At 69.9% G+C, this 13,558-nt stretch carries 14 protein-coding genes; 4 read left to right on the forward strand and 10 right to left on the reverse strand.

The window, feature by feature from the left end; all coding sequences use genetic code 11:
• Window positions 1-80: 80 nt before the first annotated feature.
• Entirely contained in the window at window positions 81-623 is a 543-nt protein-coding gene (locus KRR39_RS10315; RefSeq protein ID WP_302053588.1) for a CHAD domain-containing protein, read from the reverse strand.
• Between the two features lie 117 nt (window positions 624-740).
• Window positions 741-1,160 carry a hypothetical protein gene (locus KRR39_RS10320; RefSeq protein WP_216941933.1) on the reverse strand — a complete coding sequence of 140 codons (420 nt, stop codon included), beginning with the start codon at window positions 1,158-1,160 and terminating at the stop codon, window positions 741-743.
• Window positions 1,161-1,349: 189 nt separating this feature from the next.
• Between KRR39_RS10320 and KRR39_RS10325 the strand changes: the two genes are divergently transcribed.
• On the forward strand, window positions 1,350-1,880 hold the full coding sequence (locus tag KRR39_RS10325; protein WP_302053573.1) for a DUF4326 domain-containing protein: 531 nt from the start codon (window positions 1,350-1,352) through the stop codon (window positions 1,878-1,880).
• A gap of 197 nt (window positions 1,881-2,077) precedes the next feature.
• Here the strand turns inward: KRR39_RS10325 and KRR39_RS10330 are convergent, their stop codons facing one another.
• From KRR39_RS10330 to KRR39_RS10340, 3 genes are read right to left on the reverse strand one after another with little or no spacing between them, the layout of a single operon-like run.
• Window positions 2,078-2,863, reverse strand: coding sequence for a hypothetical protein (locus KRR39_RS10330; RefSeq protein ID WP_216941935.1), 786 nt, complete (start codon window positions 2,861-2,863; stop codon window positions 2,078-2,080).
• A gap of 4 nt (window positions 2,864-2,867) precedes the next feature.
• Window positions 2,868-3,755, reverse strand: coding sequence for a DUF2705 family protein (locus KRR39_RS10335; RefSeq protein ID WP_216941936.1), 888 nt, complete (start codon window positions 3,753-3,755; stop codon window positions 2,868-2,870).
• Window positions 3,752-4,717, reverse strand: a complete 966-nt coding sequence (locus KRR39_RS10340; RefSeq protein WP_216941937.1) for an ABC transporter ATP-binding protein — start codon at window positions 4,715-4,717, stop codon at window positions 3,752-3,754. Before KRR39_RS10340 ends, KRR39_RS10335 begins: the two co-directional genes overlap by 4 nt.
• A 274-nt stretch (window positions 4,718-4,991) precedes the next feature.
• On the opposite strand from KRR39_RS10340, the gene KRR39_RS10345 reads away from it, so the two are divergent.
• The gene (locus tag KRR39_RS10345) at window positions 4,992-5,546 is read left to right on the forward strand and encodes an STAS domain-containing protein (protein WP_216941938.1); all 555 of its coding nucleotides are present in this window, start codon (window positions 4,992-4,994) and stop codon (window positions 5,544-5,546) included.
• Here KRR39_RS10345 and KRR39_RS10350 read toward each other — a convergent pair whose 3' ends face one another.
• Window positions 5,547-5,918 (reverse strand): ATP-binding protein, encoded by a 372-nt coding sequence (locus KRR39_RS10350; protein ID WP_216941939.1) that lies wholly within the window; start codon window positions 5,916-5,918, stop codon window positions 5,547-5,549.
• Window positions 5,919-6,110: 192 nt separating this feature from the next.
• Between KRR39_RS10350 and KRR39_RS10355 the strand changes: the two genes are divergently transcribed.
• Entirely contained in the window at window positions 6,111-6,827 is a 717-nt protein-coding gene (locus KRR39_RS10355; RefSeq protein ID WP_216941940.1) for a GAF domain-containing protein, read from the forward strand.
• A 637-nt stretch (window positions 6,828-7,464) separates the two neighbouring features.
• Here the strand turns inward: KRR39_RS10355 and KRR39_RS10360 are convergent.
• Both KRR39_RS10360 and KRR39_RS10365 read right to left on the reverse strand, forming a co-directional pair.
• Window positions 7,465-9,177 (reverse strand): GAF domain-containing SpoIIE family protein phosphatase, encoded by a 1,713-nt coding sequence (locus KRR39_RS10360; protein WP_216941941.1) that lies wholly within the window; start codon window positions 9,175-9,177, stop codon window positions 7,465-7,467.
• Between the two features lie 399 nt (window positions 9,178-9,576).
• Window positions 9,577-10,167: an NAD(P)-dependent oxidoreductase gene (locus tag KRR39_RS10365; RefSeq protein WP_216942525.1), complete on the reverse strand. Its 591-nt coding sequence runs from the start codon at window positions 10,165-10,167 to the stop codon at window positions 9,577-9,579.
• 922 nt (window positions 10,168-11,089) lie between these two features.
• Here KRR39_RS10365 and KRR39_RS10370 point away from each other — a divergent pair.
• Window positions 11,090-11,914: an alpha/beta fold hydrolase gene (locus KRR39_RS10370; RefSeq protein ID WP_216941942.1), complete on the forward strand. Its 825-nt coding sequence runs from the start codon at window positions 11,090-11,092 to the stop codon at window positions 11,912-11,914.
• Between the two features lie 215 nt (window positions 11,915-12,129).
• Here KRR39_RS10370 and KRR39_RS10375 read toward each other — a convergent pair whose 3' ends face one another.
• Window positions 12,130-12,831, reverse strand: a complete 702-nt coding sequence (locus KRR39_RS10375) for a hypothetical protein (RefSeq protein ID WP_216941943.1) — start codon at window positions 12,829-12,831, stop codon at window positions 12,130-12,132.
• A 433-nt stretch (window positions 12,832-13,264) separates the two neighbouring features.
• Window positions 13,265-13,399, reverse strand: a complete 135-nt coding sequence (locus tag KRR39_RS25615; protein WP_302053574.1) for a hypothetical protein — start codon at window positions 13,397-13,399, stop codon at window positions 13,265-13,267.
• Window positions 13,400-13,558 lie beyond the last annotated feature (159 nt).

The raw sequence follows: 13,558 nt of genomic DNA on the forward strand, positions 1-13,558 counted from the left end.
GACGGTTCCTGGACCGAAGACGGCGCTGACGAGTGGGGTGTGGCTGGGCTGCTGATCCCCCGTGACCGCGCGTGAACGGGCTATCGGAGCCAGCGGTGGTGCGAGGGCCGACCGACGGTGGTGGCCCGTCGGGCGATCTCGGCGCGCAGTGCGGCAGGGGTCGATGCCTCACGTCCTTGCAGCCGCCAGAGCAGCGGCTCGTCCCCTCCGTCCAGGAACGCCTGCTCGCCGGCCTCGAACAGCACCCGCTGCGTGAGCAGGCAGTCCTCGTGCTCGACCAGGACGGTCTGCTCCTCGTCGGCGCGGTGGTCGGCGGCGTCCGTCCAGGGCGGGAGATCGGTGAACCTCTCCATGCGCCGGACGAACGCGTCGTACTCCGGGCTGTCGAGGTAGGCGAGCGACGCGTGCATGCTCGCGCGGTAGTGATCCTGCAGATGCACGGCGACCCGGGTCCGCGTCCGGGAGCCGTCGCGGTCCGGGCCCTCGTCCTGGAGCAGGGCGTCGATGCGACTTCGTACGCTCTCGGCGTCACGAGACTCGCTGACCGCCGCCGCGGTGCCCCTCAGCTCCCGCACGAGACGCACCGTAGCGACTCCAGGTGAACAACGGCAACCTGCGCGCAGATGAACATTCGGAGTTACCCGCCCGTACGCGGGACCGGTCCTGGTCGAGCGGGAGGCGGTGGCCCGGCTGGTCCCGCAGAGGAACCGGCGGTCACGGGCTCCCGTCTGACCCGGTGCTCACTGCAGGGCGGCGAGCAGCTCTGCTTTCGACTTCCGCGACAGGCCGGGGATCCCCCGACGACGGGCTTCCGCGCGCAGCTCGGCAACGGTCCAGGTGCCGTCGGGGCCCTTCGCACCGGGCGCGGCATCCACCGAGGCCACCTGCCCCGGGCGTGCTGAAGCCACCTCGATCGGGGCCGGAGGGACCTCGACACGAGACGCCGCCTCCGCGCTGACAGTCGCCTTCCTCTCCTTCTTCAGGCGCTTCTCCGCCAGCTTGAGTCGAGCCTGGAGGTCGGCGGTGACGGCCTCCGCCTTGACCGCGCGCTTCTTCCACTTGTCGCGCTTCGACTCCGCGCTCGCCAGCCGGGACCGGAGCATCTTGACCTCTGCCTTGTCAGGCTTGGCCGAGCTCGACTTGACCTTCTTCGTCGCCATGGGTCTCCTCCGTCGGGAAGGCACCAGGATGCACCATCGAGCAGCAGACCACACCGTGCTGCCACTCGTCGGCCGAGGGGCTCGCTGAAGTTCTCGTGAACCGCAGCAGAGCGGGGGACAAACCTCCGGTGAACGACGAACACAGCGCCACGGTCGTATTCCCCGCGACCCCGGCGTCTGATGCACTTGATGGGAGAGCCCGCGGCGGTTCGAACGTCGTACCTGGCCGTGGAGGGCCCGGGCTGCGGATGCCCCGGCCCAACTGAGCGACGACCTCCGGGAGGTGCTGTGACCGGGCCCAAGCGGATCCAGCTGTCTCGGACGAAGGGATGGCGGAGACCGGAGAGCGCGGTCGTGGTCGCCCGGCCGGGCCGGTGGGGCAACCCGTTCGAGATCGGCACCCGGGTCGCCGCCTACCTCGACCACCGACCAGGCGAGGATCCGCTCTGGCGGTGGGGCGACCTCGGGCAGTACGACGGCGACCACCGCCTGACCCGCGCCGAGTCCGTGGCGGCGTTCCGCGCGTGGGTCAACCGCTCGATCGGGCCGTCCGGCTTCCACCGGTCCTACGAGGCCAAGCTCGAGCTCGCCGGGCGCGACCTCGCCTGCTGGTGCCCCCTCGACGAGCCCTGCCACGCGGACGTGCTGCTGGCGATCGCCAACGACGGTCCGCACGCACCAGTCACTCAGCCCAGCGCGCCGGTGCGCCACCCGTCCTGAGCCGCCTTGGCAGCGGGCTGGTTCCAGTCCTCGTAGTCGGCCGTGCCGGCCGGGCCGCAGGGCGTCTGCGGCTACGACGACTGGATCAGCCACCCGTCGTACGCTCCTGGCAGAGAGTCACCCGGTTACCGGAGGCACCTGCTGAATGTGCGCTCCGGGTCCTGCGACAGCGTGCGAACAGCCGCCCAGGCGTTCCGCTACTGCACAGGGAGCGTGACCGGGTCCGGTGAGCTGAACCCGTCGGTGGCCTTGACCTGGAACGCCACCTCCTTGGTCCCGCTCGGCAGCGGTGTCGTGAAGCGGACCGCGGCGGTCGACTCCTCCTTCAGCTTGAACGGCACGGTCCCGAGGTTGGTGTTCCCCGCCCTCGCGGTGATGGTGCCGGCGCAGCCCTGGCTGCCGGTGCCGCAGGTGACCTGAGGGCCCACGCGTCCATCCCCGTCCGGGGTGACCGACGGGCTGGAGATGGCGAGCACCGAGGGGTAGAACACGCCGGTGGCCGTGTTGCTGGTGGCCGGGTCGAAGCAGCCGTCGAACTCGAAGACCGGGTTGGTGACCTCTCGCCCGTGCTGGTCGGTCAGGTTCAGGAAGCCGGTGAGCTTGCTGGGGCCGGCGGCGGTGTAGCAGTCGTTGCTGTGCACGTTGAGCTCGAACTTGCCGTAGCCCTCCGAGGGCATCGGGACGTTCGGGTCGGTCCAGCTCATCAAGCAGATCCAGTCGCCGCCCGGTCCGACGTCGGCGACGTCGGGGCCGTGCTTGTCACACATGGCTTTGGCGTGCAGGTTCTTGGGCGTGACGCCGGTGCGGCCGAGCAGGTGCGCCTGCTGGACGTACAGGTTGGAGAACACGCCGGGCAGGTTCCGTTCGAGGCGGGCTCGGGTGACGGTGCTCCCGCCGCTGCCGGCGGCTGCGACCGCGGCGACGCCGCCGAGGACTGCGACAGCGAGTACGGCGGCCAGGATGGTGGTCAGGGTGCGGCGCATGGGGTCAGCCTCCAGTGATGTCGCGACGACGGAGCAGGGCGAAGGCCGCGGTCAGCGACACGAGGCTCCACAGGGCACAGACCAGCACGCCTTCGACGAGCGGTCCGGTGAAGCCGGGGGTGGTGAACAGGCCGTGCCAGGACTCGAACGAGGTCGTGAGCAGCAGCGGGCGGATGGCCTCGATGCCGCCGAGGGAACCGACGAGCTGCATCACCATGCCGAGGACGACCGGGGTGGCGATGCCGACCGCCGGGTTGCGGGACCAGACCGACAACAAGATGGCCAGGCAGGTGAACGCGAGCATGGCGGGAAGCGTGGCGGCCCAGGCGCCGGCCACGAGCCGGAGGGCGGTCCCGGAGCCGATGGTCTGCCCGGACAGCCCGGTGAGTGGCTGGTGGCCGACGATGAGCAGGCTCGAGACGATGGTGGACGCGGCCAGGAGCACCAGCACGAGTACGGCGAACCCGCACGCGGTGAGCGTCTTGGCCCAGAAGAGCCGGCCCCGGCTGGTGGAGCGCGTCAGGACGGTCTTCCAGGTGCCGTGCTGGTCCTCGCTGGCGAACACGTCCCCGGCGACGATGGCCGTCAGCAACGGCAGCACCCACTGCGCCGCGAACCCGAGGACGAGCAGCGCGAGCGCGTACCCGTTGTCGGTCGCGAACCGGCCGAACAGGGTGTCCTTGGGCGGCCGGGACTGCCCGTGGATGACGAACACCACGGGGATGGGCCCGAGGACGGCGCCGAGCAGGACGGCCTTGGCGCGGTGCTGGGCGCGCAGCTTGCGGGTCTCCCACCGCAGCGCGGCACCCAGCCCCGGTCGGCGGCGCACCTGGCGGGCAAGGTCTTCACGGGTCAGCGGAGCTGACGGCGGCGTCGCTTGGGTGGTGGTCATCGAACGGCCCCTTCGAGGCTGGTGCTGCCGGTGGCGGCGGCTCGGTGCGCGGTGTCGTCGGTGAGCATGAAGAAGAGCGCCTCCAGGGGCGTCTCGGTCGGGGTGTAGGCGAGCAGATCGATCTCGGCACGGAGCAGGGCGGCGAGGTAGTTCGACACGTCGTGTTGTGGACCGGTCACCGCCAGCGCGTCGTCGGGTCCCCGCCGCACGCTCACCACCGGGTGGGTCGCGGCGAGAGCGAGCGCTCGGTCGTCGTCGGTGGTGCTGACCAGGTGTCCGGGGAGCGGCGCCATCGCTCGCAGGTCCGCGATGGTGCCGTGGAAGGCGACGGTGCCCTTCCGCATGATGGTGACGTTGTCGCAGATCTCCTCGACCTCGTCCATGTGGTGCGAGCTCAACAGCACGGTCAGGCCGCTCGCCGCGAGGCGCTTCACCAGGGCACGCATGTCCCGGATGCCGGCCGGGTCGAGCCCGTTCGCGGGCTCGTCCAGGACCAGGAGGCGCGGTTCGCGCAGCAGGCTCGCGGCGACGCCGAGTCGTTGGCGCATGCCGTAGGAGTAGCCGCCGACCTTCTGGTCGGCCCGGTCGGCGAGGTCGACGATGTCGAGGACCTCGGTCATCAGCCCGGGTCGCGCGCCGCCGTCGAGCAGGGCGAGCCCTTCCAGGTTCTGCCGACCGGTCAGGTACGGGTAGAACTTCGGCGACTCGATGAACCCGGCGACGCCGTCCAGGACCGCGACCCCGGCGTCCTCCCAGGTCCGACCGAACACGCGGACGGTGCCGGAGTCGGGCTTGATGAGCCCGAACAGCATCCGCAGGAACGTGGTCTTCCCCGCGCCGTTCGGGCCGAGCACGCCGTACACCTCGCCCTGAGCGACCTGGACGGAGATGTTGTCGACCGCCCGCAGCGACCCGAAGGCCTTGCTGACGCCTACCGCCTCGACGGCTAGTTCTTCTGTCATGTCGCGAACGCTAGGGACACAACGTGACAGAAGCATGAATCGGGCAGATCACGCTCCACGGGTCAAGTGGGTCCAACGCCCCGCCCACCGATCGAGGACCCGAGCACTGGCTGCGCCGCTCGTGCCCGTGACCCGATCGCCCGTCAGGCTGAGGGCGGCCTCAGCTGTCGGCGGCCGGGCAGGAGGAGTCTTGAGCAGTGCCGGCTGCGAGGACCGCACGGGCGGCTCTGGGTCCCGATACGCCGCGCAATGGCCCGGCTAGCGTTCGTTGTGCATGCAGAAGATGGGGCGTAACGTCACAGGAACCGAGTCTTCTTCGCTTCCCGCATTCAGCGGCGGCATTCCCGGCGAAGCAACGCGGGAGCGGGCCCAGACCCTGCACGTCTCTCAGGAACCCCTGGAACGAGCCCCCATGCAGACCGGTCCCTACTCTCGTTACCTCGGTGGCGCTGAGGTCCAGCCCCAGCCCCCGCCTCTGAGCATCGAGGTCTCCCATCCGAGCCCCGACGTCCGGGTTGTCACCCCGGTCGGAGACGCCGATCTCTGCACCGTCCCCGGCCTGCAGCAGGCCCTGGACGAGGTGACCGGCTCAGACTGTTCCCACGTCATCGTCGACCTCGACCGACTCACCTTCATGGACGCCAGTTTGCTGCGCCTGCTGGTCGAAGTGCGCACCCGGTTATCCGCGACCGGAGGCACCCTCCACGTCAGGTGCAGCACCGCCCATGGACGACGCATCCTGGCCCTCACCGGACTGGACTACATGCTCGACCAGCGCTCACGAGGTCGGGCTGCCCCGCCCCTTTCAGATCGACCCCACCGTCGATGACTAGGCCTTCGCAGTGAACCAGACGGTCTTGCCGGGTTTCCCGGCCATCACACCCCAACCGGTAGCCAGCCCGTCGACAAGGATGAGCCCGCGCCCGTCGAGGGCGTCGCGATCCACCGCCCGCACGACGGGCCACTCGGGTGACTGATCGTGAACCTCCACCCGGACCGTGCCGTTGCCCCAGGCGACATGCAAGCCCACCGGCCCCGATCCGTGGCGCACCGCGTTCGTCACCAGCTCGCTCACCAGCAAGAGGACAACCTCCACGGACTCGTCCGGCAGGCCGATCAACCTCTGGGCGATCAGCGTCCGAGCCCGGGTCACGGAGCGGGCATCCGACGCCAGGACCCAGTCCGCCCGCGCTTGCTCCATACCTCCGCCTTGGAAAAGTCCCCCAACGCTCATTCACGGCGCCGCCGTCCTACGCCCAGGGGATCGAAACTACCCACTTTCGACCTAGACGGCGACCATGCGTCCATAGCCCGGTCCGCCACACGGGTTCTTCGTACGCCCGATGCTTCGATACCACCCCGGTTCCCCCCGACCTAGGAGAAGACCACCAGCGTGAAGCCCATCCCCGAGACCCAGCAGGCCCTGGCGAAACTTGGCAACGGCGGCGACACCGACGTTGAACGCGTCTTGCTGCGGATGGGCCGGAAGGCGAAGCGGATCGTTCCCGAGTGCGTCGGGCTGAGCCTGGCCCTCTTGCAGGACGGGATCACGTTGACGCTCGTCGCGAGCAGCGATGAGGTCGCCGTTCTGGACGCCATCCAGTACCTCGACGGCGGCCCGTGCGTGCAGGCAGCCCACGAGAACCAGACCCTGGACGTGAACGCCGACGACCTCCTCTCCGAAGACAGATGGATGATGTACGCACAGGCCAGCGCAGCGCACGGGATTGCGAGCAGCCTCAGCCTGCCTCTTTTGCACGACGGACGCATGGTCGGGTCGATCAACCTCTACGCCTCGACCCCCGACGCGTTCGAGGGACACCACGACGCCCTTGCCGAGGAGCTGGGATCCTCAGCCGCATCGGCGGTCGCCAACGCAGACCTGTCGTTCGCCACCCGGATGGAGGCCGTCGAGGCACCGCGACGGATCGCCGATCAAGACGACGTCCACATTGCCGTGGGCATCCTCTCGGCCAATCAAGGCGTGGACATCGGCACAGCCCGGGAGCGTCTCCGCCAAGCCGCCGCCAGGGCAGGCATCACCGAGCACCAAGCAGCCCGTGCGGTACGTGGACTCCTGACCCCTGAGCCCGACGCGCCCCCGGCGTGAGCCGGGTACACCTCCGGATAGTGCCGCGCTGCGTGCTCGTGCCGAGCACGGGTCGACCCGACGTACGCGGTGCCTTCTATCGGTTCGATCTCGTCGAGGTTGCGGTCGCTCCACGCCGGCTCGGCGCTGCGGATCACTCCGGGATCGGACGGTCGGAGTACCAGCCCAGTCCGAAACACGTAGGCGAGCCAGCGACACATCGGCCCCTTCCTCCTCGTAAGTTGCTGATGTCGCAGGCGACCGGCCCCGAGGCCTGGTCGCCGCGTAGAAGGCGACGACGGCAGTGGCGGCTGGAGCGACGTCGGGGCAGGGTGGCTGAGCCCTGGAGTCACGGCGTACCCGACCGAACCTCGGAGGTAGTGGATCTGGGCGGTCGAAGTGGCAGACCCGACGAGATCCGGTCCATCGACGTTCCTTCGCGTTCGATCGCAGGCTACGACGTGGAGTTATCGCATCGGTTCACGCAGGATGAACGCCAGATGTCAGGTCCTGGTTCGGGGCGTCCAACACGACGCCCGAACCAACGACGCCCAGACCACGAAGACCCGACCTCTTGACAGAGGGCACCAGCCCACAAGCACCCTCGTGGGCGTAGGCGCAGTCCAGGAAGCGCCACCGACCGTCGGTTGCGGGGCCGCTACTTGCGTCGGGCTGCGACAACCGCGACGTCGTCGTCCCGCGATGGGTCCCGGACCTTCTCCACCATGCTCGCGAGCGCTGCGGTCAGGTCAGCGCCCTTCATACCCATCACCGCCTGAAGGAGACGCTCCTGCCCCTGGGTGATGTCCTCGTCGCGACGCTCGATGAGACCGTCGGTGAACGCGACCACGGTGTCCCCGCCACGGAAAGGGACCGTGGACTGGTGCCGGTCCTGGAAGGCGACGCCGAGAGGAGCGCCATCGGCGATCGGGAGCTGCTCGACGCTCCGGTCGGCACGCAGCAGGAGCGGCGGCGGGTGCCCGGCGTTCGCCACGACGAGTTCGTCACGACCGGGGTCGGCAAGTGCGTAGACCAGCGTGACGAGCTGGTCGGTCGGGTACCGCTCGTACATCAGGTCCAGCTTCGCTACGACGACCTCGGGTGTCGGGTCGATCGCCGCGTAAGCGCGCACGGCCGCGCGCATCTGCGCCATCGCCGCCGCTGCGGCGACACCGCGGCCCATCACATCCCCGACGAACATCACCACCCGGCTGTCCTCGAGCGGGAGGACGTCGTAGAAGTCGCCGCCGACCTCAGTCCGCCCTGAGGGGCTGTAGAAGTGTGCGATGTCCCAGTCAGGCAGTTCGGGCAACGCCTCTGGGAGGACCGCGTGCTGCAACTGCACCGCCGCGGCGGCCGTCTGGCTGTACAGCTCGGCGTTGTCGATGGCCACCGCCGCCCGCTTCGCCAGATCCTCGGCCAATGCCACGTCGTCCATGCTGTACCGCCGGTCGGCCTGCGCAGCGACCCACGTGAGGACGCCAAGGACCCGTCCGCGCACCACCAGCGGGACCGTCAAGGCACTGCGCAACTGCAGGTCACGCGCGATTGCCAGGTGTTCGTCGTCGACGGCGCCGGCCACCAGCATGTCGTCGGTGATGTCCGCGATGAGCTCGCTGCGTCCCGTGCGCATCACCTGCCAGGCACCGTTGGGCGCATCCGGGTCGGCCGGATACCGCTCGGCCAGCTCATGGGCGAGCTGGACCTTGGCCGGGTCCACGTGCGCCACCGCCAGGCGATGCAGGCGTCCGTCGTCCACGAGGTCGATGGCGCTCCAATCCGCGAACGTGGGCACCGCCAGCCAGGCCACGCTGGTCAACGTGGCCTCGTAGTCCAGGCTGCTGGCCAAAACGGTGGCCGCGTCGGCCAGGAACGCCAGTTTCGCGCTCTGGATGGCGGCAATCTCCTGCGCCGCGATCCTGTCGAGCGCCTGAGCACAGGTGTCGGCCAGGATGTCGAGGAACTCCAGCTCCGCGGAGTCCAGCTCGCGCTCCTCGGAGAAAGCCAGTCCCACGGCGCCCAGGGAGCGGGTGCCGTTGTGTAGCGGCAGCACGACGATGGACCTGCTCCCCCGACCGGCCAGGTCCAGAGCCGGGTACCGGTCGTTGATCGCTTGTGCGCCGGTGAGGATGAGACGTTCCCCGGTTCGGATGGCATCGGTGGTGGGTGTGAGTTCGGTGGCCGGATAGTTCGTCCACGCGTCGACATCGCCGGGGCGCCCGCCGCTCAGCCCGACCATTCGCACGCTCCTGCCGTCGTCGGAGAGCAGGGTCAGTACCGCGAGCGGCGCGCCGACAGCATCCGCGCCGTGGGTGACGACGGTCTTCGACACGGCCTCCACGCTGTTGGCCATCACCAGGGCGCTGGTCACCCGCGCCAGCCGTGTCAACCGGTCCTGCAGCAGTCCCCCCCCGATCCTGGTCCGCGCATGGCTGCGCCGGACGGTTCTCGGGGGAGGTCATCGTGTCATCATGCCAGCGCCCGGCCAGAAGGCGACGCAAAACACCCAAGAGCCGCGCCTCGGTGGACGGACGACCAGTCACCTCGACAGCACAGCTCGGTAACCAGACCCCACGTCAGCCCGAAGTCGGCGCGCTGACGGGACGCTCTGCGGTGGTGCCGCTCAGCGGGGTTTCACCGGCGTGACCGCTGGTAGAGGAGCCGCTCGATGTCGCGGTGCCGGTGCCCGTGCCCGCGCTGGCCGCCCCCCCATCGCCACGGCGGCGCCGCCTCCGAACCCGGCAAGCAGTAGTGCTCCGGCCGCAAGACGTCAGTAGGCGATGCCGATGTGCGCGCGGTGGTGGGCCGCCCTCTGGATCTCGTCGACGACCGCGATCGCGAAGTCGGCTCCGGAGATGGTCGACCCGCCGTCGGCGTCGAAGAGAGCGACCTCATCCCCGACGCGGTAGCGCCCCGTGCGCTCACCTGGAGCGAAGGCGCCGTACCCCGCCGCCGGGCTGATGAACACCCAATCGAGGTTCTCGGGTGCCCTCTCGGCCAGCATGACGCGCGTCGCCTCACCCTCGAGCGCCTCCGCCCGGAACTCCTCGGCGATCTCGCCCTCCACGAAGCGCGGTGCGCCCGGGGCGGGGCGCAGCGAGCTGAACCCGCCGATCTGCAGGTAGCGCGCGCCGACCTCCGCGGAGAGTCCAACGAGCTGGGCGTACGCGTCGACCAGCTGGCCGGCCGTGTCCCCCCGCGGCGACAGCGCCGCCACGACCACATCGGCGCCCGGGATCACCTTCGGGGCCACGTCCTGGACGGGGCCCAGCTCGTAGCGGACGCCCGGCACCCGCTCAGAGGGTTCCGACCGACTGATCGAGATGACGGCGTGGCCGCGTGCGGCGGCCTCACCAACGATGTTTCCCCCCGGTGTATCCGGTCCCTCCGACGACGACGATCGTGGCCATGCTCCGGCTCCTTACAACGAGTTGGTCGTGCGTTCAACGATGCGTGCGCGCCAGACCTTCCCAGTTACCAGAAGGCGACGCGGCGGGAGACCAGGTCCGGCGGGCGCGGGCGAAAATGGCCGGATGGACGAGGGACGGGCTCAGGGGCCGCTGCCGGTGCTGCTCGGCGGCGGCGTCCTGCTGCGCTGGGTGGGTAGGTCCCGGGGACGCGAGCCGGAGGCGGTCCGCGCGACGACGGCCCGGGTGTGGACGCCGGGGACGACCTCCGCCTGCGCAGACCGGCGCAGACCATCCGAACCAGGTGTGCGGCCCGGTCAGCGGCCCTTCGTTGGTCAGGGACACGGCACGGGGTCCAGATGCTGCATCCGGGGCCAGCGCAGCATGTGTGGTCGCGCACCGGTAGAGCCACGCGGCCGGGCTACGCAGCTGCCGCGACCCGGATGACTCCTCCACGAGCACTCCGGGCCGCGGCGCAGCCCCCGTCGGGTGCCCGCACTCGGAGTATGGCGGCGGGCACCCGGAGAGCGACGGCTGCGTAAGCGCCGCTCATGGTGACAGCTGCCCGATCAGACCCCACCACGTGCCCTCTCGGGCGTCTGCCAGACGAACGGTGGCAGCGACTCGTCAAGAGTTCCTGGGTCCTCGGCCCTCGTCGTCCGCTCGTCGAGCTGGGTCCGTCGCCAGGACGCGTCAAGCGGCACCCGGCGCTGACTCTGCGCGGCCCGATGCGTTCGCCGCCGCAGCCTCGTTATCGGCGGCCTACCCACTTCTTGACAGAGGGCGCCAGCCCACAAGCACACTGGTGGGCGTGGGCGTAGTCCATGAACTGCACGCGATCGGCGGTGTCACATGGGTGCCAAAGCGGTTTCGACGATGAGCACGTACTTCCGGGTCTGTGACGGAGTGCGTGTCAGGTTCGCGGACAACGGGTCACACTCCGCGCTCACCATGCTCCTGCTGGCGCCGTGGCCGGAGAGCCTGTGGGCCTTCCGGCGCATCTGGGATCGCGTGGCGGAGGTGGGGCGGGTGGTGGCCATCGACATGCCAGGTTTCGGCCACTCGGATGGTCGCCCGGAGTTGATCGCCCCGGACGGCTCCGGAGCGTTCCTGGCCCGGTTGATCGAGGAATGGGGCCTGGGAGCCCCGCACGTCGTCGGCCCGGACGTGGGCACGGCCGCGGCACTGTTCCTGGCCGCGCAGGCTCCGGAGCGAGTCACCAGCCTGACCGTCGGCGGCGGCGCGGTCCGCTTCCCGATCGAGGCGGGCGGCGCGCTGAAGGAGATCATCGAAGCGCCGACCCTGGACGACGTGCGCGCGCTCGACTCCCGGAAGCACATCGGCTCCGCCGTCGAGCCCGTGGCACCGAGCACCAGCGAACCGGAGGTCCACGAGGACTATGTCAGCGCCTACGACCTCGGTCGTTTCGCAGAGTCGGCGCGGTTCGTGCGGACCTACCCGGAGCAGAACCCCGTGCTCCACGGTCTGCTGCCCTCCATCAACACGCCGACCCAGATCGTGGCCGGCCGGCACGACGAGCTTGTGCCGTGGTCGAACAGCGACTACCTGGACGAGCTCCTTCCCCACAGCGCGATGCATCCGCTTGAGGCCGGCCACTTCGCGTGGGAGGAGGCAGCCGAGGAATACGGCAGGTTGGTCACCGACTGGGTCGCCGGCGGGTACCTACGCGTCCCGGGCTAGGCAGTCCCTGGCCCTGCGGTGGTGTTTCTCGGCCTCGGCCCTGAGGGTGTCGGGGAAGTGGAAGGTGCTCACGAGCGTGGCCCCGGACGACTGCCGCACGGTCTCCGTTGGGGCGCCGGCCTCGTGCATCACCGTGGACCCGCGCCACGGGCCCCCCTTGCCTGAGGCCAAGTAGAACCCGGAGCTGGATTCCTCAGTGCACAAGGACGCACGTCTCATCGCCCTGACCGGGCGGGCGGCCGAGCCGGTGCGCCCTGTGCCGGGACGGCCGGGGCCGGCGGCCGCCGCGACATGCGCAGCACCCCGATGACGGCGCCGATGAGCCACAGCGCGAAAGCCACGGACGCGATGCCCCCGCTCCAGTAGCCGAACAGGCACAGCAGCACGACGACGTAGGACACCCAGACGGCCCACGTCGGCAGGGCGCGCGCTTGCTGGCCGATCCGTGTGGTCACGGCGACCAGAACCGCCCCGCCGATCAGCCCGGTGAGCCCGGTCATGGCTCCCGCGATACCGAGCGCGCGAGCGGTGTCCGGGTTGGGGGTGAACTCGTCCGACAGCGCCGCGACCGCGCTAGACACGTCAAGTGACACCGCGGTGATCATCAACCCGCCGAGCAGCGCAGCTGCGGGCACGGTCGCGTGCGCGAGCGGGTCGCCGCCGGACAGCTGGTCCAGCACCTGACGCAGCCCCGTGGCAAACCAGAGCAGCAGCCCGACACCCACCGCGAGTACGGGGACCCCGATGCCGGCGGCGACCTGCCGCCCGCCGTCGTTGAGCCTCTCGAGGATGGAGGCGTCCGACATGCTTGCCGCGTCTACGCCGACCAAATAGGTCAGCGTCAGCCCGATCACAGACAGCGCGAGTGAAGCCGCGCCCGCCCATCCCGCACGCCGGAGAGCTCGTGACTCGTCCATGGCGCCTCCCTTGCCGCCCGCCTCCCTTGTCGCGCCCACGGCTGGGCCGGGTCACTGGGAACGCCAAGCTCTGGGACGCGGCGCCAAGTATGACCAGTCCGAGTGTGCTCCCGCGCCGCGACGCCGGCAACGGACCGCGGCGGACCTCTTGCCCTGCGTGCTCGGCGAGCGCGGTGCCGCAGGGCCGCATCGACGCCTCGTGCTGCTCCACGTGGCTGTGCCCCTGATACCGCTGCTCTCCATATTTCGCAGGCTACCGCCCCTCGTGGACGCCCGTGGAGCTCTCCATCCTGCTGGGGAAAGCGTGCGGATCTGCCGCTGTCCGCGCGCTCATGCAGATGAGCGGACGTGCAGCACTCCGGGCGGCGCAGGTTCCATCCTCGGGGGGCTCGCGGAATGTCCAGCGCATCGCTGACCTTGGGGTGCGCCTGGCCTACAGCAAGCCGGACATGCCCTTGCCGCGCCCGAGTTCTTCCGGTCGCGCAGTTCCGCCCCGTCGCCGTTGCAGCACCGAGGCCCAGCCGATGAACAGCCCAAGTACGACGACGACCACCGCGACAGCAATCATGGGAACTCTTTTGAGTGGGTGAGACCCACCCTCCTCCTGGTACCAGCCGACTCGATATAGCCCGCACGCACTGATCGCTGCGGCCGTCAGCGACGGACGACGTGCACGCAGTCACCGGCCGCGGTGACGAGCAGGGTGGCTTCGGAGCCGCGGTACACC

It is taken from the genome of Nocardioides panacis, from assembly GCF_019039255.1.
Lineage (GTDB): Bacteria > Actinomycetota > Actinomycetes > Propionibacteriales > Nocardioidaceae > Nocardioides_B > Nocardioides_B panacis.